The organism is Paracidovorax avenae ATCC 19860 (assembly GCF_000176855.2).
GTDB lineage: Bacteria > Pseudomonadota > Gammaproteobacteria > Burkholderiales > Burkholderiaceae_C > Paracidovorax > Paracidovorax avenae.
In genome coordinates this window covers 900,416-920,261 of record NC_015138.1, presented here as the reverse complement: position 1 = coordinate 920,261, position 19,846 = coordinate 900,416, and the positions used below count along the sequence as shown (strand labels likewise).

Below are 19,846 nucleotides of genomic sequence, written 5' to 3'. Positions count from 1 at the left end.
AGAGGGGCCGTCACCTCACCGCAGTGATGTCCCCATGCCGGATCAGGCGCGCGCGCAGCACGTTGCGGCTGATGCCCAGCAGGCGCGCGGCCTGCACCTGGTTGCGGTGGCAGAACTCGAAGGCGGCGCGCACCACGGTTTCCTCGATGCGTTCGTACAGCTGCTCGCCCTGCTGCTGGAACAAATCCGACAACGCCGTCTCCAGCGCCTGCAGCGGCGTCGCTTCCGCCTGCGCTTCGCCCGCGGGGCGGCGCTGCAGGCCCAGCGACGACAGCTGCAGGTCCTCCGCCAGGAGCACGCCGCGGCGGCAGATCAGCAGGCCGTGGTGGATCACGTTCTCCAGTTCGCGGATGTTGCCGGGCCAGTCGTGGGCGAGCAGCTTGCGCTCCGCGCCCCCGTCGAGCCGCACCGGGCCGTAGCCCAGGCGGTGCCGGTACTCGTCGATGAAATGGCGCGCGAGCGGCAGGATGTCGCCCGGCCGCTCGCGCAGCGTGGGCAGCGCCAGGCCCACCACGTGCAGCCGGTAGAACAGGTCCTCGCGGAAATTCCCCGCGGCCACGGCGTCCTGCAGGCGCACGTTGGTGGCGGCCACCACGCGCACGTCCACCGGCAGGCTCCTGCGCGCGCCCAGCCGCACCACCTCGCGCTCCTGCAGCACCCGCAGCAGCTTGACCTGAATGGACAGCGGCAGGTCGCCCACCTCGTCGAGGAACAGCGTGCCGCCGTTGGCGGCCTCGAACCATCCGGCCTTGGCGGTGAAGGCGCCGGTGAAGGCCCCCTTCTCGTGGCCGAACAGTTCGCTTTCCACCAGCGTTTCGGACAGCGCACCGCAGTTCACGGCCACGAACGGCCCTTCGCGCCGCGCGCTCAGCGCATGCACGTGGCGCGCGATCAGCTCCTTGCCCGTGCCCGTCTCGCCCAGGATGAGCACGTTGGCTTCGCTGGGCGCGACGAGGCGGATGCGCTCGAGCAGCGCCAGGGAGCGCGGGTCCTCGAACACCTGCGCGGTGGCGCGGATCGACGTGGGCATGGCCCGGGCACCGGGCAGCGTGAGCAGCGGCGCCGCCTCCCGGTGCCGGGCCGGTGCGTCGCCGTCTTCGGGCAAGGCGGTATGGAAGTGCAGGGAGGACATGGCGTTCAGGAGTAGAAGCTGGGATCGGGATGGCGCTGCTGCAGGGCCCACTCCCCGAGTTCGCGCAGCTTGTAGGCCAGCGGGTCGTGCAGCGTGTGGGTGCGCAGGTTGCGCCAGTGGCGGTCCAGGCGCAGCCCGCCGTGCGTGGCGCGTGCGCCGGCCACGTCGAACATGCGGGTGCAGAGGTCCAGGCCGGTGCGCGTGGCGGCCACCTTGGCGGTCGCCACGGCCACGGCCACGTCGCCGCGCTCGGCGGCCGTAAGGCCCGCCCCCCGCGCCCAGGCGTCGTCGAAACGGCCGGCGGCGCGGTCCAGCAGCACGCGCACGCTCTCCAGGCCCACCCAGAAATCGCCGTAGTGGCCCAGCACGTAGGGATCGTCCATCGCCCGCGCCACGCCCGAGCTGCGCCAGGGCCGCGCCTCATGGAGCGTGTAGTGGCGCGCGTCCTGGAAGGCGCCCTCGGCGATGCCCAGGTAGATGCTGGCGAGCACGAGCTGCGCCAGCAGGGGCCGCAGGCAGGCGAAGGGCGTCGCCAGCGGCCCCGGGTCGGCCAGGATCTCGTGCGGCTCCACCCGCACGCGCTCGAAGGTGACGCTGCCGCTGTCCGTCTGGCGCTGGCCGATGCTGTTCCAGTCCGGCGCCACGGCGATGCCCGTGCGCCCCGTGGGCAGCGCCGCCACGATCAGCTCGCCGGACTCCGCATCGCGCGCGGAGGCGATGAGCATCTCGGAATCGAGCGCGCCCGAGCAGAAGCTCTTGCGGCCCGAGAACTCGCTCCAGCCGCCCTGGAGCGTGCGCTGCGTGCGGTCGTCCAGCGGGTTCAGGGCATTGCCCCAGAACCACCGCAGGCGCGCCGTCTGCGTGAACCAGGGCTCCCACTGGCGCGGCTGGGAAAAGAGGCGCGCGGTGGCCAGCATCAAATGGTGGAAGCCCAGCAGGTGGGCCAGCGACGAATCGGCGCGCGCCAGGATGCGGATCACCTCCAGCGTCTCGCGCCAGCCGGCCCCGCCGCCGCCCTGCGCGGCCGGAATGCTCATCGCCAGCAGGCCGCTGTCGCGCAGGGCGTCGCGCTCTGCCTTGGGGGTGCCGCCGCGCTCGTCGCGCTCGGCCGCCGTCCGGGCGAACTGCTCCGCCAGCCGCTGCGCGACCGCCTCGGGCGCCGGGGGAACGATGGGCCGGTCCGGCCCATCACCCGCCACCGCGGTGGCCGCGTCCCCGCCGTCGGCGGCGGGATCGTGCGCTGGCATCGTCGCAAGGCTCATGTCGGGCTCTCTCCTCGATAAGGGTTCCGCCGCGGCACGGGGAAAGGCTGCGGCGCGGGCGGAATGACGGAACTGCTGCCTGAACAGCAATTCTGGGAATCCGCATGCCCCGCGGCAAATAAGGATTCCAAGCATCGATAGACGTTTTGCGGCTGCAGCAGCAACTGCACCCTGGCAGACACTGCCGCAGCAGCCCGGCGCCGCAGTTGCTGATCACGCAGCAGGCTCCCACGCCGTTTCCCATGGGGGCCCATGGCACGGACCCTGCGACGCCTGCTGTTCCCATCCACCACGCACCCACTCCTCCATGCACGCAATACCTTCTGCCGCACCCGGCGGCCCTCCTCTGCACAGCCCCCGGCACCGCGGCACCGTGCGAATCCGGTCGCCGCACCTCTCCGCCTCCCATGCGCAAGGAGTGCGACCATGAAGCACTTCGCCGCCGAAGCGCACCGGGACTGGCACGGTGCCCGCGACCGGATGGTCGAATCCCTCGCAGCCACGGCCGTCGCGCGCGACCAGGCCGGCGGCGTGCCCCTGCACGAGCGCCGCCTGCTGCGCGAAAGCGGCCTGCTGGCCCTGTCCGTTCCCGCATCCCTGGGCGGGCTGGGGGCCTCGTGGAGCGAGGTGCTGGGCGTGGTGCGCCACTTCGCGCGCGTGGACAGCGCGGTCGCCCACGTGTTCGGCTTCCACCACCTGCTGCTGGCCACGGCGCAGCTCTTCGGCCGGCCGGCGCAGTGGCAGCCCTGGCTCGAGGCCACCGTGGCGCGGCAATGGTTCTGGGGCAACGCGCTCAACCCGCTGGACCGGGGCACCGCGGCCACGCAGCAGACGGACGGCTCGTGGTCGTTCTACGGCCGCAAGAGTTTCTGCTCGGGCGCGGGCGATTCCGACAGGCTGCTCGCTTCCGCGTTCGATGCCTCGGGCAGGCTGCTGATCGCCGTGGTGCCGACCGACCGCCAGGGCATCGGGGTGCAGGGCGACTGGGACAACATCGGCCAGCGCCAGACGGACAGCGGCAGCGTGGTCTTCGACCAGGTGCGCGTGCAGGCGCATGAGCTGCTCACCGATCCGGGCCCCCTGTCCTCCCCGTTCGCGGCGCTGCGCCCGCTGCTGGCGCAGCTGGTGCTGGCGCACGTGTACCTGGGGCTGGGCGAAGGCGCGCTGGCCGAAGCACGCGGCTTCACGCTGCAGCATGCGCGCCCGTGGCATGCATCCGGCGTGGACCAGGCGGGCGAAGACCCGTACCTGCTGGGCCATTACGGCGACTTCTGGCTGGCCCTCGAAGGTGCGCGCCTGCTGGCGGACCGTGCGGCCGCGATGCTCGACGCGGCATGGTCCGAAGGGCTCGCGCTATCGCCCGGGGCGCGCGGCGACGTGGCCGTGGCCGTGGCGGCCGCCAAGGTGGCCGCGGGCCGCGCCGCGCTCGACGTGGCGCACCGGCTCTTCGAGGTGACCGGCCCGCGCGCCACCACGGCCGCACTGCGCCTGGACCGCTTCTGGCGCAACCTGCGGGTGCACACGCTGCACGATCCGGAGGACTACAAGCGCCGCGAACTGGGCCGGTGGGCGCTGCACGGGCAGCGGCCCGAGCCTTCCTTCTATTCCTGATCCGCTGCTGCGGGAAACGCATATGCATGCACGTTTCCCGGCGGGCTGCTGATCCTGCAGCAACGCGACAGCAGCGTGCTGTGCAGCACACACCCGTTGCGTGATAGCGAATGCGCAAGCCATTGATTTCAAAGGAAAAAATCTCTGGCACGCAAGCTGCTGAAGGCAGGACGGACACCGCGCCGCGGTGCCGCCCCCTTCACCGCAACGAATGGATCACCATGGCCCGCACCCTGAATCTCGTCGCCGTCTCCGGCAGTCTCCAGCGCCCGTCGCGCACCCTCGCGCTCGTCGAGCACCTCGTCGAAAGGATCGGTGACGCCGTTCCCATCCGCGTGCGCACCATCGAACTCGGCACGGTCGGCCCGCGCCTGGCGGGCGCCCTCTACCGCAACCAGCTGCCGCCGGAGGTGGAGGCCGACATCGCCGCCGTCGAACAGGCCGACGTGCTCGTGGTGGGCAGCCCGGTGTACCGGGCCACGTACTCGGGCCTGTTCAAGCATTTCTTCGACTTCGTGCACCACGAAGCCCTGGTGGACTTGCCGGTGCTGCTGGCCGCCACGGGTGGCAGCGAGCGCCACGCGCTGGTGATCGACCACCAGCTGCGCCCGCTCTTCAGCTTCTTCCAGGCACGCACCCTGCCCCTGGGCGTGTACGGCACCGACAAGGATTTCACCGACTACCGCATCACCGACGCGGCCCTGCTGGACCGCGCCGCCCTGGCGGTGGAACGCGCGCTGCCGCTGCTGCGTGCGGGGCGGGAAGGCTCCGCACCGGCGCGCCCCGCGCTGGCTGCCGTGGCCTGAGGACCGGACCGCACCGCCCACCAGCACCCCACTTTGCACGCCCCTGCCCTCCATCCCATCCAAGGAGCCTTCACCATGAGCACATCCCGCAACGAGCCCGTCAAATTCGCCTACTGGGTGCCGAACGTCAGCGGCGGCCTGGTCGTGAGCACCATCGAGCAGCGCACCGACTGGAGCCTGGAATACAACCAGCGGCTGGCGGTGGCGGCGGAACAAGCCGGCTTCGAATACGCCCTGAGCCAGATCCGCTTCACGGCGGGCTACGGCGCGGAGCACCAGCACGAGTCCGTGTCGTTCAGCCAGGCCCTGCTGCACGCCACCACGCGGCTGAAGGTGCTGGCGGCCATCCTGCCGGGCCCGTGGAACCCGGCCGTGGTGGCCAAGCAGATCGCCACCATCGACCACATCTCGGGCGGCCGCATCGGCATCAACGTGGTAAGCGGCTGGTTCAAGGGCGAGTTCCAGGCCATCGGCGAGCCCTGGCTGGAGCACGACGAGCGCTACCGCCGCTCCAACGAATTCATCCGCGCGCTCAAGGGCATCTGGACGCAGGACCACTTCACCTTCAAGGGCGACTTCTACCGCTTCAACGACTACACGCTCAGCCCCAAGCCGCTGCAGAAGCCCCATCCGGAGATCTTCCAGGGCGGCAGCTCCCGCGCCGCGCGCGACAACGCGGCCAGCGTGTCCGACTGGTACTTCACCAACGGCAACACGCCCGAGGGACTCCAGGCCCAGATCGACGACATCCAGGCCAAGGCCCGGGCCAACGGCCACACGGTGCGCATCGGGGTGAACGCCTTCGTGATCGCCCGCGATACCGAGGAAGAGGCCCAGGCCGTGCTGCAGGACATCATCCGCCACGCCCACGTGGAAGCGGTGCAGGCTTTCGGCGACGCCGCGAAGCAGGCCGGCCGTTCCTCGCCGGAAGGGGAAGGCAACTGGGCGACCTCCACCTTCGAAGACCTCGTGCAATACAACGACGGCTTCCGCACCAACCTGATCGGCACGCCGCAGCAGATCGCCGAACGCATCGTCGCGCTCAAGGCCATCGGCGTGGACCTGGTGCTGACCGGCTTCCTGCACTTCATCGAAGAGGTGGAGTACTTCGGACGCAAGGTGCTGCCGCTGGTGCGCGAGCTGGAGGCCCGCCAGGCCGCCGCGCAGCCGCGGACGCAGCCCGCCCTGGAGACCGCGGAAGCCTGACGCCCCGGCACATCCCGCCCCCAGCACATCGCCCACCGCCATGGCCATGTTCCCGCCCACCCCGGCTACCGTGCTGCAGTTGCGGCATGTCGCCCTCTCCTTCGGCGGCGTGCAGGCGCTGTCGGACATCGACCTCGACATCGCCCCCGCCGAGATCCGCGCCGTCATCGGCCCCAACGGGGCCGGCAAGAGCTCGCTGGTCAACGTGGTGTGCGGCCTGTACCGCCCGGACAGCGGCCGCGTGCGGCTGGGCGCGGAGGAATTCGCGCACGTGCCCACGCAGCGCCTGGCGCGGCTGGGCGTGGCGCGCACCTTCCAGAACCTCGCGCTGTTCCGGGGCCTCTCGGTGCGTGACAACGTGGCGCTGGGCTGCACCGGCCCGCAGGGCAGCTGGGTCGAGCAATGGGCGGATGCGCCCCGTGCCCGCGCAGCCCGCCGCGACACGGCCGCGCAGGCGGATGCGGTGCTGGACTTCCTGGGGCTGCAGGCCGTGCGCGAACGGCCTGCCTCCACCCTGCCCTACGGGCTGCAGAAGCGCGTCGAACTGGCCCGCGCGCTGGCCGCCGCGCCGCGCCTGCTGCTGCTGGACGAACCCATGGCCGGCATGACGCTTTCGGAAAAGCGCGACATGGCCGGACTGGTGCGCGCGGCGCGCGACCGGTTCGGCACCGCCATCCTGCTCATCGAGCACGACATCGGCGTGGTGCTGGGCCTCTCCGACCGGGTGGCGGTGCTGGACCACGGCCGCAAGATCGCCGACGGCACGCCCGCGGAGGTGCGCAACGACCCCGCCGTGATCGATGCCTACCTGGGCGTGGAGCATGCCGGCACCGAAGCGGAGGGCGCGTGATGGATGCGGATTTCACCTTCTTCGCCGAAGTGCTCGTGGGCGGCCTGCTCTCGGGCGTGATGTATGCGCTCGTGGCCATCGGCTTCGTGCTCATCTACAAGACCTCGGGCGTGCTGAACTTCGCGCAGGGCGCGCAACTGCTGCTCGCGGCGCTCACCTTCGTGAGCCTCGTCGAGCGCGGCATGCCGTTCGCGCTGGCGCTCGCGGCCACCCTGGCATTCATGGTGCTGCTCGGGCTGGCCATCGAGCGCACCGTGCTGCGGCCGCTGGCCGGCCGCTCCCCGATGGCGCTGTTCGTGGCGACGCTGGGCCTGTCCTACGTGATCGAGGGCGTGGCGCAGCTCGCGTGGGGCACGCAGGTCCACGCGCTGGACCTGGGCATCGAAGACACGCCGCTGGACATCGCCGGCATGCTGGTCTCGCGCTTCGACCTCGTGGCCGCCGCGTGCGCGGGCACGCTGGTGGCCCTGTTGTCGGCCTTCTTCCGCTTCACCCGCACGGGCCTCGCCTTCCGGGCCGTGGCGGACGACACCTTCGCCGCGCTCGCCGTGGGCCTGCGCCTGCCCCGGGTGTGGGCCGCCGTGTGGGCCGCGGCCGGCGTGATCGCGCTGGCCGCCGGGCTGCTGTGGGGCGCGCGCCTGGGAGTGCAGTTCTCGCTGTCGCTCGTGGTGCTCAAGGCCCTGCCCGTGCTGGTGCTGGGCGGATTCGATTCGGTCGCAGGGGCCATCGTAGGCGGGCTGCTGGTGGGCGCGTTCGAGAAGCTGGCCGAGGTGTACCTGGGCCCGATCGTCGGCAGCGGCATCGAAGGCTGGTTCGCCTATGCCGTCGCCCTCGTCTTCCTGCTGGTGCGCCCGCAGGGGCTGTTCGGCCAGCGCCTCGTGGAAAGGGCATGACCATGAGCGCCATCCTGCCTCCCGCCGCTGCAGCCCACCAGGCTCCGGCCGCGGCCTCCCCGGCGGACACACTGGCGGCCCCCGCCGGCCGCGTGGCGCCGCGCTGGCTGCCCGCCGCCGCGCTGCTGGCGCTGGCCTACGGGCTCGTGCCCGCGCTGGCCACGCCCTACTGGTTCGACGCCATCCTGCTGCCCTTCCTGGTGCTGTCGCTCGCCGGGGTGGGCCTGAACCTGCTCACGGGATATGCCGGCCAGCTCTCGCTGGGCACGGCGGCTTTCATGGCGGTGGGCGCGTTCGCGGCCCTGAACCTGCAGCTGCGGGTGCCCGGGTTGCCGCTGCCCGCCGGCATGCTGCTGGGTGGCCTGTGCGCCACGGCGGTGGGGCTCGTATTCGGCCTGCCCAGCCTGCGGCTGCGGGGCTTCTACCTCGCCGTCGCCACACTGGCCGCGCAGTTCTTCGTGCAGTGGGCACTCACCCGCTTCGGCTGGTTCACCCTCGATAGCCGCTCCGGCGTGGTGGACGCGCCCGCGCTGCGCGTGGGGCCCTGGGTCTTCGATACACCCGCCGCGCGCTACCTGTTCGCGCTCACCGTGGTGGCGCTGCTCACGGCGGCTGCATGGCGGCTGGTGTCCACGCGCACCGGCCAGCACTTCATCGCCGTGCGCGACAACGAACTGGCCGCCCGCGTGATCGGCATCCCGGTGCTGCGCACCAAGCTGCTGGCCTTCGCCGTCTCGTCCTTCATCGTCGGCGTGGCCGGGGTGCTCTGGGCCTTCGTGTACCTGCGCACCGTGGAGCCCGCGGGCTTCAACCTCGACCGCTCCTTCCAGATCCTCTTCATCGTCATCCTGGGCGGGCTCGGCACCCTCCGCGGCGCCTTCCTCGGCGCGGCGCTCATGGTCGCATTGCCCCTGCTGCTCTCGCGCCTGGGCGGCTGGGCGCTCGGCGGGGTGTTCGATTCCGGCGTGCTGGAGATGGTCCAGCGCATCGTGCTGGGCGTGCTGATCATCGGCTTCCTCATCGCAGAGCCCGAAGGCCTGGCGGCACTCAGCACACGCCTGCGGCAGGCCTGCACGCGCCGCATCGCCGCGCTCTTCCCGCAGTCCCCGCGCTGACCCCCTCCCCTCCCTTTCCATCGCTTCACCACCGTCCTCCAGGAGTTGTCTTCCATGCGCCTTCTTCCGCACCTGCGCGCCGCTGCCCTCGCGCTGGCCGCCACCGCCACCCTCGCCGTGCAGCCCGTCCGGGCCGACGAGCAGTTCTTCCCGCTGCAGAGCTACCGCGTCGGCCCGTACGCCGCCGGGGGCACGGGCTTCTTCGGCGGATTCATCGACTACCTGAACCTGGTGAACCTGCGCGACGGCGGCGTGGGCGGCGTGAAGCTGACCTGGGCGGAAGGGGAGACGCAGTACGAGGTGGAGCGCGGCGTGGAGGTGTACGAGCGCTTCAAGACCCGCCCCGGCATCGCCGCCTGGAACCCGCTCTCCGTGGGCATCGCCTACGCCATGCTGGACCGCGTCACCGCCGACAAGGTGCCGCTCGTCACCATCAACCACGGCCGCACCGACACCACCGACGGCCGCGTGTTCAAGTACGCCTTCCCGCTCCTGCTCAACCCCTACAGCGAGACCTCGGGCATCGTGAACTACATCGCCGCCAAGGAAGGCGGCGCGGACAAGCTCAAGGGCAGGAAGATCGTGGTGCTCTACCACGGCTCGCCCTACGGCAAGGAGACGATCCCCATCTACGAACTGCTGGCGAAGCAGTACGGCTTCACGCTGCAGCAGATCGAGGTGCCGCACCCCGGCAACGAGCAGCAGTCGCAGTGGCTGGCCATCCGCCGCGCCAGGCCCGACTACGTGGTGCTGCGCGGCTGGGGCGTGATGAACCCCGTGGCCCTGCGCACCGCGCAGAAGACGGGCTTCCCCGCCACGCGCATCATCGGCAACGTCTGGTCCAACTCCGAGGAAGACGTGCTGCCAGCGGGCGACGCCGCCAAGGGCTACACCGCCATCACCACGGTGGCGGCGGGCGACCAGTACCCCGTGCTGCAGGAGATCCGCAAGACCGTGTACGCCGCGGGCAAGGGCAACCTCGAGGACCAGCGCCGCATCGGCAGCGTCTATCACAACCTCGGGGTGCTCAACGGCATCCTCAACGTCGAGGCCGTGCGCATCGCGCAGGCGAAATTCGGCCGGCGCACCCTCACCGGCGACGAAGTGCGCTGGGGCTTCGAGAACCTGCGCATCGACGAGGCGCGCGCCGCGGCGCTCGGCGCCAAGGGCCTCTTCCACTCCATCCACGTGACCTGGGACAACCACGAAGGCGACGGCCGCGTGGCCTTCCAGCAATGGGACGGCAGGCAGTGGAAGGTGGTCTCCGACTGGATCGCGCCGGACTGGAAGCTGCTGCGGCCGCTGATCGAGGCGTCCTCCGAAGCCTATGCCCGCGACCGGAAGATCCCGCTGCGCCGCAGCATCGACGACTGATTTCGCCCTCGCCCAACCCACGCCACCAGGAGGAACCACCATGTCCGCCGTGCTCCAGAGCCCCGCCACCGAACAGCCCGTCCGCCCGCATGCCCTGCAGGCGGCCCTGCAGCCCGGCCAGCCCGTGCCGGGGCTGCCGCGCCCCAAGGCCCCGGCCCACGTGATCCGCGATGACGCCGAGGCCATCGCCATCGCCCACGGCCTGGCCGAGCGCTTCCGCGAGGGCGCCGCGCTGCGCGACCGCGACCGCCTCTGGCCGGTGGAGGAGATCGATGCCTATTCCCAGAGCGGGCTCTGGGCCATCAACGTGCCCCGCGCCCATGGCGGCGCGGAGGTGTCGTACGCCACGCTGGCGGAGGTCATCGCGATCATCTCCGCGGCCGACCCGTCCATCGGACAGATCACCCAGAACCACCTGGGCATCGTGGCCGCCATCCGCACCGTGTCGGACGAGGCGCAGCAGCGCCTGCTGTTCGGCGAGATCCTCGCGGGCGCGCGCTTCGGCAACGCCTTCTCCGAATCGGGCTCGCGCCGCGCCGCGGACTTCGAGACCCGCTTCGTGGAGGACGGCGACCACGTCGTGGTAAGCGGTCGCAAGTTCTACTCCAGCGGCGCGCTGCTGGCGCACTACGTGCCCATCGTGGCCAACGATCCGCAGGGCCGCGCCTGGTATGCCATCGCCGAGCGCGACGCACCCGGCCTGTCGGTCATCGACGACTGGAGCAGCTTCGGGCAGCGCACCACGCTGAGCGGCACCGTGCTCATCGACCGGGTGCGCGTGCCCCGCACCCACCTCGTGCCGGCCTGGAAGGGCTACGACCGGCCCTCCGCGGACGGCGCGATCTTCCAGATCATCCAGGCCGCGGTGGACGTGGGCATTGCCCGCAACGCGATCGAGGACACCCAGGACTTCGTGCGCACCAAGACCCGCCCCTGGGTGGACAGCCAGCGCGATACCGCCGCCGAAGATCCCTACACCATCCACGCGGTCGGCGACCTGCAGATCCGCCTGCACGCGAGCGAGGCGCTGCTGGAGCGCGCGGGCCGCGCCATCGACCGCGCGCTGGCCACGCCCGATGCGGACACCGTGGCCGCCGCGCAGATCGCGGTGGCCGAGGCCAAGGTGCTCTCCACCGAGATCGCCCTGCAGGCCGCCAACAAGCTCTTCGAGCTCGCCGGCACGCGCTCCACGCTGGGCCAGTACCACCTGGACCGCCACTGGCGCAACGCGCGCACCCACACGCTGCACGACCCGGTGCGGTGGAAGTACGCCATCGTGGGCAACTACCACCTGAACGGCGTGAAGCCGCCCTTCCACGCCTGGAGCTGAGCGCCATGGCCGCACAGGACGACGGCGCACCCCTGCTGCGCCTGCAGGACGTGCATGTGCACTACCGCGGCGCCATCGCCGCGCTGCAGGGCGTGAGCCTGGACGTGCGGGCCGGCGAGATCCACGCCCTGCTGGGCGCCAACGGCGCGGGCAAATCCACGGTGCTGCGCGCCGTCTCCCAACTGCTGCCGGCCCTGCGCGGCCAGGTCGCGCGCGGAAGCATCGCCTTCGCGGGCGCCGACGTGCTGCGCGCCACGCCGGATATGCTGGTGCGCAGCGGCCTCGTGCCCGTGCTGGAGGGCCGGCACTGCTTCCCGTCGCTCACGATCGAGGAAAACCTCGTCGCCGGCGGCCTGGGCGGCGGCGCGCCGCGCTCGCGGTTCGCGCAGGACCTGGAACGCGTCTATGCCGCCTTTCCACGCCTGCACGCCCTGCGCCGCACGCCCGCCGGGCTCGCCTCCGGCGGCGAACAGCAGATGGCCGCCATCGGCCGCGCGCTGATGGCGCGGCCCCGCCTGCTGGTGCTGGACGAACCCAGCATGGGTCTCGCGCCCCGCACCGTGGAGGACATCTTCCGCGAGCTGGCGCGCCTCAACCGCGAGGAAGGCCTGACGCTGCTCATCGCCGAGCAGAACTCCACCGTGGCGCTGCGCCACGCCCACCGGGCCACCGTGCTCGAGACCGGCCGCAGCGCCCTGTGCGGCAGCGCCGCGGACCTGCGCGGGCGCGCCGACATCCGGGCGCTGTACTTCGGCGAAGGCATGCCGGCGCAGGAATGGGCGCAGGCGGCCTGAGGCCGCGGCGGTGCAGCGGCGCGGCGGGAAGGCACAACGGGCACGAGGGGGCTTCCAGGGCCCGCACGGCCGCCAGCGGGCGCACAATGGGGTTCCCTACAGCCGAGTTCCTCTCCATGGACGCCGTACAGGAAATCCTCCACTACAACGCGGGCCGCGACCCGGAACGACTGGCGCTCAAGTACGAGCGCATGCGCAGCGATCCCTTCGTCTTCCTGCGCGGCACCTGCCACCTGTTCTACGCCCGCCTGCCGCGGGGCGGCATCTTCAAGTCGGCCCCGCCCGCCTGGTGCTGCGGCGACCTGCACCTGGAGAACTTCGGCAGCTACAAGGGCCAGCACCGCATCGCGTATTTCGACCTGAACGACTTCGACGAAGCCGCGCTCGCCCCCGCCACCTGGGACCTCGTGCGGCTGCTGGCCAGCCTGCGGGTGGGCGCCGGCAGCCTGCAGCTCGAGCCCCTTGCGGTGGAAGCGCTCTGCACGGCCTTCCTGTCCGCCTATGTGCATGCGCTGGGCGACGGCAAGGCCTACTGGGTGGAGCCGCAGACCGCGCAGGGACTGGTCCGCACCCTGCTGGACGGGTTGCGGGACCGGCAGCGCGCCACCTTCCTCGATGGCCGCACGGTGAAAAAAGGCCGCAAGCGCACGCTGCGCACCGACGGCCGCAAGGCCCTGCCTGCCTCCGACGCCCAGCGCGCCGAGGTGATGGGCTTCATGGAAGACTTCGCCAGGACGCAGCCGCACGATCCGCATTTCCCGCACTTCTTCCGCGTGCTCGACGTGGCCCGCCGCATCGCCGGCACCGGCAGCCTGGGCGTGGACCGCTACGCCATCCTCGTGGAAGGCAAGGGCTCGCCCGATGGCAACTACCTGCTGGACCTCAAGCAGGCCCTGCCATCCTCGCTGGTCCCGCACCTGAAGACGAAGCAGCCCCGCTGGGGCTCGCAGGCCGAGCGGGTGGTGGCCGTGCAGCGGCGCGTGCAGGCCGTTTCCATGGCGTTCCTGCAGCCGGTGGAGATGGGTGGGCGGCCCTATGTGCTGCGCGGCCTGCAGCCCCTGGAGGACCGCGTGACGATCGCCGGCGCCAGCCAGAAGCTCGCCGACATCCGCGGTGTCGTCGCCACCATGGGCAGGCTGGTCGCCTGGGGCCAGTTGCGCAGCGCGGGCCGCCAGGGCTCGGCCATCGCGGACGAGCTGATCGACTACGCGCGCCGCGGCAAGTGGCAGGCCAAGCTGCAGGCCGCTGCAGCGGAAATGGCCGAGAAGACGCTGCGCGACGCGGCCGACTACAACGCCGCCTACGACGACGGCGTGTTCCGGCCCTGACAGCACACGGGCGCCGGCTTCACGGCTGGACGCCGCCGCCCACCGCCTGGTACAGCGCCACGCTGTCGCCCAGCAGCGTGCCGTAGGCAGCGGCCCGCGCGGCCTGCGCCTGCCGCCAGGCCTGCTCGGCGGCCAGCAGCGACGGCCGCGAGGCATAGCCCTGCGCGAGCTGCGAGCGCGTGAGTTCGTAGCCGGACCGGGTGGCCTCCACGCTGGCATTCGCCACCTGCAGGGCCCGCTGGTCGATCGACAGCGCATACAGCGTGTCCGCGACGTTCTGGAACGCGGTCAGCACCGCGCCGCGGTACTGCGCCGCCGCCGCATCGAACTGCGCTTCGGCCGCGCGCTGGCGCGCCGCGAGCGTCCCGCCGTCGAAGATTGGCATCAGCAGCCCCGCACCCAGCGACCAGACCGCGTTGCCCGCGGAGAACATGCGGCCGAAATCCGTGGCCCCGCCACCCAGCGCCGCCGTCAGCGACAGTTGGGGAAAGCGCGCCGCCTCCGCCACACCGATCGACGCGCTGGCCGCATGCAGCGCGCTCTCGGCCGCGCGCACATCGGGCCGCTGTGCCACCAGCTGCGACGGCACGGCCTGGGGCAGAGGCGGCGGGGCCAGCTCCGCCAGCCGCGGCAGTGGCAGCACGGCGTCGGGCGTGCGGCCCGCCAGCACCGCCACGAGGTTGCGGGTCTGCTCCAGCTGCTTCTGCAGCGGCGGCAGCGCCTGCTGCGCCTGGCCCAGCAGGTTCTCCTGCGTCGCCACGTCCAGGCCGCTGGCATAGCCGGCGCGCTGCAGGTTGCGCATCACGCGCAACTGCTCCTGCATCGCGGCCACGGCCTTGTCGGTCAGTTCCACCTGCTCGGCCAGCATCGCCCCCTGCAGCACGGCGCCGACCAGGTTGCTCGCCAGCGTCAGGCGCGCGCCTTCCAGCTGCCAGCGCTGCTGCTCGGCCGACGCCTGCAGCGATTCGACCTGCCGCCGGTTGCCACCGAACAGGTCGGGCGTGTAGGCCACGCTGAGCTGCGCGGTGTGGTAGTTGAACACCGTGTCGCCCGAATTCAGCGGCGACGACTGGGTTTTCCCCGTGTTCTGCCGCGTGTTGTTCTGGCTGGCCTGCACCTGCGGATAGAACAGCCCGCGCTGGGCGGCAACGTTCTCCTGCGCCGCACGCAGCGTGGCGCGCGCGGCATCGACCGTGGGGCTGTGCGCCAGCGCCTCGGCCACCAGGGCATCGAGCGGCGCGCTGCCGAACACCGTCCACCAGTCCTGCGCCACGGGCCCGGGCTGCAGCGGCAGTGCCAGCGCATCGCGGGTGAGCGACGCCGGGGCCGGCGTGGCCGGCGCGGTGTAGTCGGGCTCCACCGCGCACCCGGCCAGGGCCAGCGACACGCAAGCCGCGCAGAACGTCCGTTCAAAGATCGTGGTCATATCCGCCCCCCCATGGCGCACTGCCTGAAAGTCTGCGCGGCCCCAGTCCAGCAGACGCCGCGCAAGGGCCGCCCCGCCGCGCTGGCGTCGTCCCCCTTCCCCGGGCGCGCAGCGCACGGAGAGAAGGGGGAAGCGGCAAAGCCGCTCAGGGGGATGTACCTCATCTCTTGCCTCCCAGGCCTTGCCGGCGGTTCGACGACTTCATGCGCCGCAGCACCAACAGGCGCAGCGCCGGCACGACCAGCAGCAGGAACAGCGGCCCGATCAGCATGCCGCCCACCACCACGGTAGCCAGCGGCCGCTGCACCTCGCTGCCGATGCTGTGCGACAGGGCGGCCGGGAACAGCCCGATGCAGGCCGAAAGCGCCGTCATCAGCAGCGGCCGCATGCGGCTCTCGTACGCTTCGGTGATCGCGTCCAGGGCATTGCGGCCCGCTGCGCGCAGTTCCTTGAAGCAGGTCAGGATCAGGATGCCGTCCATCACCGACACGCCCAGCAGCGAGATGAAGCCGATGATGGCCGACACGCTCAGCACCTGCCCCGAGATCCAGAGCGCCAGCACCCCGCCCAGCACGGTGAAGGGCACCGCCGCCAGCGTGAGCAGGCTGTACGCGAAGTTGCTGAAGAGCGCGTAGAGCAGCACCACGATCAGCGCCACGGCCAGCGGGATGGCGACCATCATGCGCGCCTTGGCCTGCTGCAGTTCCTCGAACTCGCCGGCATAGGTGATGCGGTAGCCCTCGGGCAGCTGTACCTGCTCGGCCACCTTGCGCTGCACCTCCGACACCGTGCTGCCCAGGTCGCGCCCGCGCGCGCTGAACTTGATCGGGATGTAGCGCTCGTTGCTCTCGTGGTAGATGTAGGTCGCGCCCGTATCCACCGAGATCGTGGCCACGTCGGTCAGCGGGATGAAGGCCGTGCCGCCGCCGCTCGTGGTGTAGCCGATGCGCAGCGCCCGCACCGCGTCAATGCTGCCGCGCTGCTCCTTCGGGAAGCGCACCGTCAGGCCGAACTGCCGGTCGCCCTCCAGCACCGTGGTGGCATTGGTGCCGGCCAGCGCGGCCTGGATGGTGGCGTTCACGTCGCCCGTGTTCAGGCCGTAGCGGGCGGCGCGGGCCCGGTCGATGTGGATGTTCATGTTCGGCTGGCCCAGCGTGTGGAAGGTGCCCAGGTCGGCCACGCCATCGACCTGCCGCATCACGCCCATCACCTCGTCGGCCAGCCTCTCCAGCGTGGGCAGGTCGGGCCCGATGATCTTGACCGAGTTGGCACCCTTCACGCCCGACAGGCCCTCTTCCACGTTGTCCTGGATGTACTGCGAGAAATTGAAGCCTACGCCCGGAAAGGCGCTCTCGAACTTCGACTGCAGCTCGGTGACCAGGCGCTCCTTGGTCATGCCGGGCCGCCAATCGCCGAAGGGCTTCAGCGGCGCGAACAGCTCCACGTTATTGAAGCCCGAGGCATCGCTGCCGTCGTCCGGCCGGCCGTGCTGCGAGACCACGGTGACGACCTCCGGATAGGCCTTGATCAGCGCCCGCATGCGGTTGACCTGCTCGGTGCCGGCCTCCAGCGAGATGGTGGGCGGCATGGAGGCGCGTATCCACAGGTTGCCTTCTTCCAGCGCCGGCAGGAACTCGCTGCCCAGCCGCGTCGCCAGCAGCCCCCCGGCCAGCAGCGCCACGCAGCCGATCGCCACCGTGGTGCGCGCATGGGCCAGCACCCAGTGCAGCGCCGGGCGGTAGGCATGGTGGATGGCGCGCACGATGAGCGTCTCCTTCTCTTCCACCTTGCGCGGCAGCAGGTAGCTCGCCAGCACCGGCGTGATGGTGAAGGTGGCCAGCAGCGCGCCCGCCAGGGCGTAGCCGTAGGTGCGCGCCATGGGCCCGAAGATCTGCCCTTCCACCCCCTGCATGGTGAAGAGCGGCGTGAACGCGGCGATGGTGATGCAGGTGGAGAACAGCACCGAGCTGTCCACCTGCCGGGCGCTCAGGTAGATGGTGCGCAGGCGCGCCGTCCAGCCCGTGGCGGGTGTCAGTGCTGCCCCGTCGGGCTCGCGCGCCAGCGCACGCAGCGACGTCGCACGGTCGCCGCGGCTGCGCTGGAAGTTGCGGAACACGTTCTCCACCAGGATCACCGCCGAATCCACGATGATCCCGAAGTCCACCGCCCCGAGCGACAGCAGGTTGGCCGATTCGTTGGTCAGCACCAGGATCATGATGCTGAAGAACAGCGCGAACGGAATGTTCACGCTCACGATCACCGCGCTGCGCAGGTCGCCCAGGAAGATCCACTGGATGAGGAACACCAGCAGGCAGCCGAACACCAGGTTGTGCAGCACCGTGTGCGTGGTCACGTTCACCAGCGCCGAGCGGTCGTAGTACGGCGCCAGGTGCACGCCGGGCGGCAGGCTGTGGTCGCCGTTGATCTTCTCCACTGCCTGCTGCACGCGCTCCATCACGTCCTTGGTGTGCAGCGTGCGGTTCATGATCACCACGCCGGTCACCACGTCGTTCTGGTCGTCGCGTCCGGCCTCGCCCAGGCGCGGCACCGTGCCCTCGGAGATATGCGCCACGTCCTTGACCTGGATGGGCAGCCCGTTCTGCTGGGTGATGACCACGTTGCCGATGTCGGCCAGGCTCTCGACTGCACCCAGGCCGCGGATGTTGACCGACTGGTCGCCCACGCTGATCGCACGGCCGCCCACGTTGAGGTTGGCATTGCCGATGGCGGATATCAGCTGCTGCAGCGTCACGCCGCGCGACTCCAGCAGCTTCGCGTCCGGCTCCACGTGGTATTCCTTCGTGGTGCCACCCCAGGTCACCACCTGCGCCACGCCGGGCACCGTGAGCAGCCGGCGCTGGATCACCCAGTCCTGCAGCGTGCGCAGCTGCGTCAGGCCCATGCCCGGTGGCCCCTTGACCTGGTAGCGCAGGATCTCGCCCACCAGGCTGGACGCCTGGATCTGCGGCTGCACGCTGTTCGGCAGGCTGACGTTGGCCTGCAGGTTGTTGGCCACCTGGGTGAGCGCGAAGTAATAGTCGGTGCCGTACTTGAAGGTGACGCGCACGAACGACAGGCCGTAGAACGAGGTCGAGCGGATGTTGTCCACGCCCGGCGTGGTGGCCAGGCCCACTTCCATCGGCCGGGTGTAGTAGCGCTCCATTTCCTCGGCCGACTGGCCGGGCGCCTGCGCCGTGATCTCCAGGATCACCGGCGCCGGGTTGGGATAGGCCTCCACGTTGAGGTGGAGGAAGGCGAGGATGCCGGCGGCCATGAAGGCCAGCAGGCCCAGCAGCACGATGGGCCGGCGCGAGAGCACGAAGGCCAGAAGGGGGCGAAACACGGGACGGGCTCCTGCGGAGGATCGGTGGGCGGAGAGTTGGCGTGCGGGGAACGCAGCGGGTGGCCGGCGGCCTGGAGTGAAAGGGCTACTCGGCGGCGCCGGTCTCGTACAGGTTGCTCAGCAGCAGCGCATTGCGGCGCGCTATGCGGTCGCCCGGCTGCAGGCCGGCCGTGACCTGCACCTGGCCCCCATCGCTGCGCCCCACGGCGACGGCGCGGCGCTGCAGCCGCACGCCCAGTGGGTCCTTGGCGCCCTCGGCTACCCAGACCACGTTGTCGCCCGAGGTTTCGCGCACCACGGCCGTCGCCGGAACCGCGGCGGCCTCCTGCGGCGGCGCGAGCGTGATGCGGAAGTCCGCCAGCATCTGCGGGCGCAGCGCACGATCGGGGTCGGCCACGTCGGCGCGCACCACGAAACGGTGAGTGCTGGCATCCACCGTATCGCCCACGTAGCTGATGCGGCCGGTGAAGGCCCGGCCCGGCCACGCCTGCACATGCACGCTCACCGGCTGGCCCACCTGGTAGTGCGAGAAATCCGACTCGGGCACGCTGGCCACCATCCAGAGCGTGCGCACGTCCGACACCGTGACCGGCGCGGGCGACGCGCCGGGCTGGGTCAGCAGCCCCGGCTGGGCGGACCGCGCGACGACGCGGCCGTCAATCGGGCTCTTGACCGGCATCTCGACATCGATGGCGTGGTCGCGCTCGATGCGCTGGATGTCGGCCTCGGCCAGGCCGAACAGCTGCAGCGTCTTGCGCGCTGCGCGGTACGCCGCATCGGCCGCCTGCTGGTCCGACAGGTTCTGCTGGTATTCCTTCTGCGCGATGCTGTTGTCGCCCACCAGCGCCTGCGCGCGGCGCAGGGTCTCGGTGGCCGAGCGCAGCGTGCCGGCGGTCGATACCAGCGCCGATGCGGCCTGCGCGATGTCGGGCACGTTCACCGTGTAGAGCGTCTGCCCCGCGCGCACGGTGTCGCCGGCCTTGACCAGCACCCGCGCGATGCGGCCCGCATAGGCGGTGGAGACGGGCACCGTGCGGTCCTGGTTGAAGTCGATGTTGCCGATGGCCTGCTGCACGTCCTCGAAGGCGCGCCGCTCCGCCGGCCCCAGGTCCAGCGTGGCCGCCTGGCTGGAGGAGACGCGCACCACGCCGTCGGCCACCTTGCCGGACCGCGACAGCTCCGGTAGCGACGGCGCAGGCGCATCGGCGGCGGCCGACTCCCTGGAAGGCAGCAGCACCAGCACCGCCGCTGCGGCGACGGCGGTCAGCAGGGCCGCGCCGCCACACCAGGCCAGGCGCTTGCGCAGGTTCGGGAACGTGGACTTCATGGATCGCTTCCTGTGGCGAGGCCTCACCGCGAGGCCTGCGGGCGGAGCG

15 protein-coding genes are annotated in these 19,846 nt (G+C 71.2%); 10 read left to right on the top strand and 5 right to left on the bottom strand.

Annotated elements, in window-relative coordinates; genetic code table 11:
* Positions 1 to 10 precede the first annotated feature (10 nt).
* Positions 11 to 1,132 carry a sigma-54 interaction domain-containing protein gene (locus ACAV_RS04050; RefSeq protein ID WP_013593303.1) on the bottom strand — a complete coding sequence of 374 codons (1,122 nt, stop codon included), beginning with the start codon at positions 1,130 to 1,132 and terminating at the stop codon, positions 11 to 13.
* Between the two features lie 5 nt (positions 1,133 to 1,137).
* A complete protein-coding gene (locus ACAV_RS04045) occupies positions 1,138 to 2,394 on the bottom strand; it encodes an acyl-CoA dehydrogenase family protein (RefSeq protein ID WP_013593302.1) in 1,257 nt (418 codons plus the stop codon).
* A 426-nt stretch (positions 2,395 to 2,820) separates the two neighbouring features.
* Here ACAV_RS04045 and ACAV_RS04040 point away from each other — a divergent pair, with 426 nt between their 5' ends.
* The 10 genes from ACAV_RS04040 (at position 2,821) to ACAV_RS03995 (ending at position 13,701) form a co-directional block, all read left to right on the top strand.
* Positions 2,821 to 4,005 carry an acyl-CoA dehydrogenase family protein gene (locus ACAV_RS04040; RefSeq protein WP_013593301.1) on the top strand — a complete coding sequence of 395 codons (1,185 nt, stop codon included), beginning with the start codon at positions 2,821 to 2,823 and terminating at the stop codon, positions 4,003 to 4,005.
* Between the two features lie 221 nt (positions 4,006 to 4,226).
* Positions 4,227 to 4,811 carry an FMN reductase gene (gene msuE, locus ACAV_RS04035; protein WP_013593300.1) on the top strand — a complete coding sequence of 195 codons (585 nt, stop codon included), beginning with the start codon at positions 4,227 to 4,229 and terminating at the stop codon, positions 4,809 to 4,811.
* A gap of 75 nt (positions 4,812 to 4,886) precedes the next feature.
* Positions 4,887 to 6,017, top strand: a complete 1,131-nt coding sequence (gene sfnG / locus ACAV_RS04030; RefSeq protein WP_013593299.1) for a dimethylsulfone monooxygenase SfnG — start codon at positions 4,887 to 4,889, stop codon at positions 6,015 to 6,017.
* 40 nt (positions 6,018 to 6,057) lie between these two features.
* A complete protein-coding gene (locus ACAV_RS04025; RefSeq protein ID WP_013593298.1) occupies positions 6,058 to 6,867 on the top strand; it encodes an ABC transporter ATP-binding protein in 810 nt (269 codons plus the stop codon).
* Positions 6,867 to 7,760: a branched-chain amino acid ABC transporter permease gene (locus tag ACAV_RS04020; RefSeq protein WP_013593297.1), complete on the top strand. Its 894-nt coding sequence runs from the start codon at positions 6,867 to 6,869 to the stop codon at positions 7,758 to 7,760. Before ACAV_RS04025 ends, ACAV_RS04020 begins: the two co-directional genes overlap by 1 nt.
* On the top strand, positions 7,757 to 8,875 hold the full coding sequence (locus ACAV_RS04015) for a branched-chain amino acid ABC transporter permease (RefSeq protein ID WP_013593296.1): 1,119 nt from the start codon (positions 7,757 to 7,759) through the stop codon (positions 8,873 to 8,875). Before ACAV_RS04020 ends, ACAV_RS04015 begins: the two co-directional genes overlap by 4 nt.
* A 54-nt stretch (positions 8,876 to 8,929) precedes the next feature.
* Positions 8,930 to 10,249 (top strand): ABC transporter substrate-binding protein, encoded by a 1,320-nt coding sequence (locus ACAV_RS04010; protein ID WP_013593295.1) that lies wholly within the window; start codon positions 8,930 to 8,932, stop codon positions 10,247 to 10,249.
* A 40-nt stretch (positions 10,250 to 10,289) separates the two neighbouring features.
* Positions 10,290 to 11,579 (top strand): SfnB family sulfur acquisition oxidoreductase, encoded by a 1,290-nt coding sequence (locus ACAV_RS04005; RefSeq protein ID WP_013593294.1) that lies wholly within the window; start codon positions 10,290 to 10,292, stop codon positions 11,577 to 11,579.
* A 5-nt stretch (positions 11,580 to 11,584) separates the two neighbouring features.
* Positions 11,585 to 12,373, top strand: a complete 789-nt coding sequence (locus ACAV_RS04000) for an ABC transporter ATP-binding protein (RefSeq protein ID WP_013593293.1) — start codon at positions 11,585 to 11,587, stop codon at positions 12,371 to 12,373.
* A gap of 116 nt (positions 12,374 to 12,489) precedes the next feature.
* On the top strand, positions 12,490 to 13,701 hold the full coding sequence (locus ACAV_RS03995) for a DUF2252 domain-containing protein (RefSeq protein ID WP_013593292.1): 1,212 nt from the start codon (positions 12,490 to 12,492) through the stop codon (positions 13,699 to 13,701).
* Positions 13,702 to 13,720: 19 nt separating this feature from the next.
* Here the strand turns inward: ACAV_RS03995 and ACAV_RS03990 are convergent, their stop codons facing one another.
* From ACAV_RS03990 to ACAV_RS03980, 3 genes are all read right to left on the bottom strand, one after another.
* Positions 13,721 to 15,127, bottom strand: a complete 1,407-nt coding sequence (locus ACAV_RS03990) for an efflux transporter outer membrane subunit (RefSeq protein ID WP_013593291.1) — start codon at positions 15,125 to 15,127, stop codon at positions 13,721 to 13,723.
* Between the two features lie 160 nt (positions 15,128 to 15,287).
* Positions 15,288 to 18,470, bottom strand: a complete 3,183-nt coding sequence (locus tag ACAV_RS03985) for an efflux RND transporter permease subunit (protein WP_013593290.1) — start codon at positions 18,468 to 18,470, stop codon at positions 15,288 to 15,290.
* Positions 18,471 to 18,555: 85 nt separating this feature from the next.
* Positions 18,556 to 19,797, bottom strand: coding sequence for an efflux RND transporter periplasmic adaptor subunit (locus ACAV_RS03980; protein WP_013593289.1), 1,242 nt, complete (start codon positions 19,795 to 19,797; stop codon positions 18,556 to 18,558).
* Between the last annotated feature and the right edge of the window lie 49 nt (positions 19,798 to 19,846).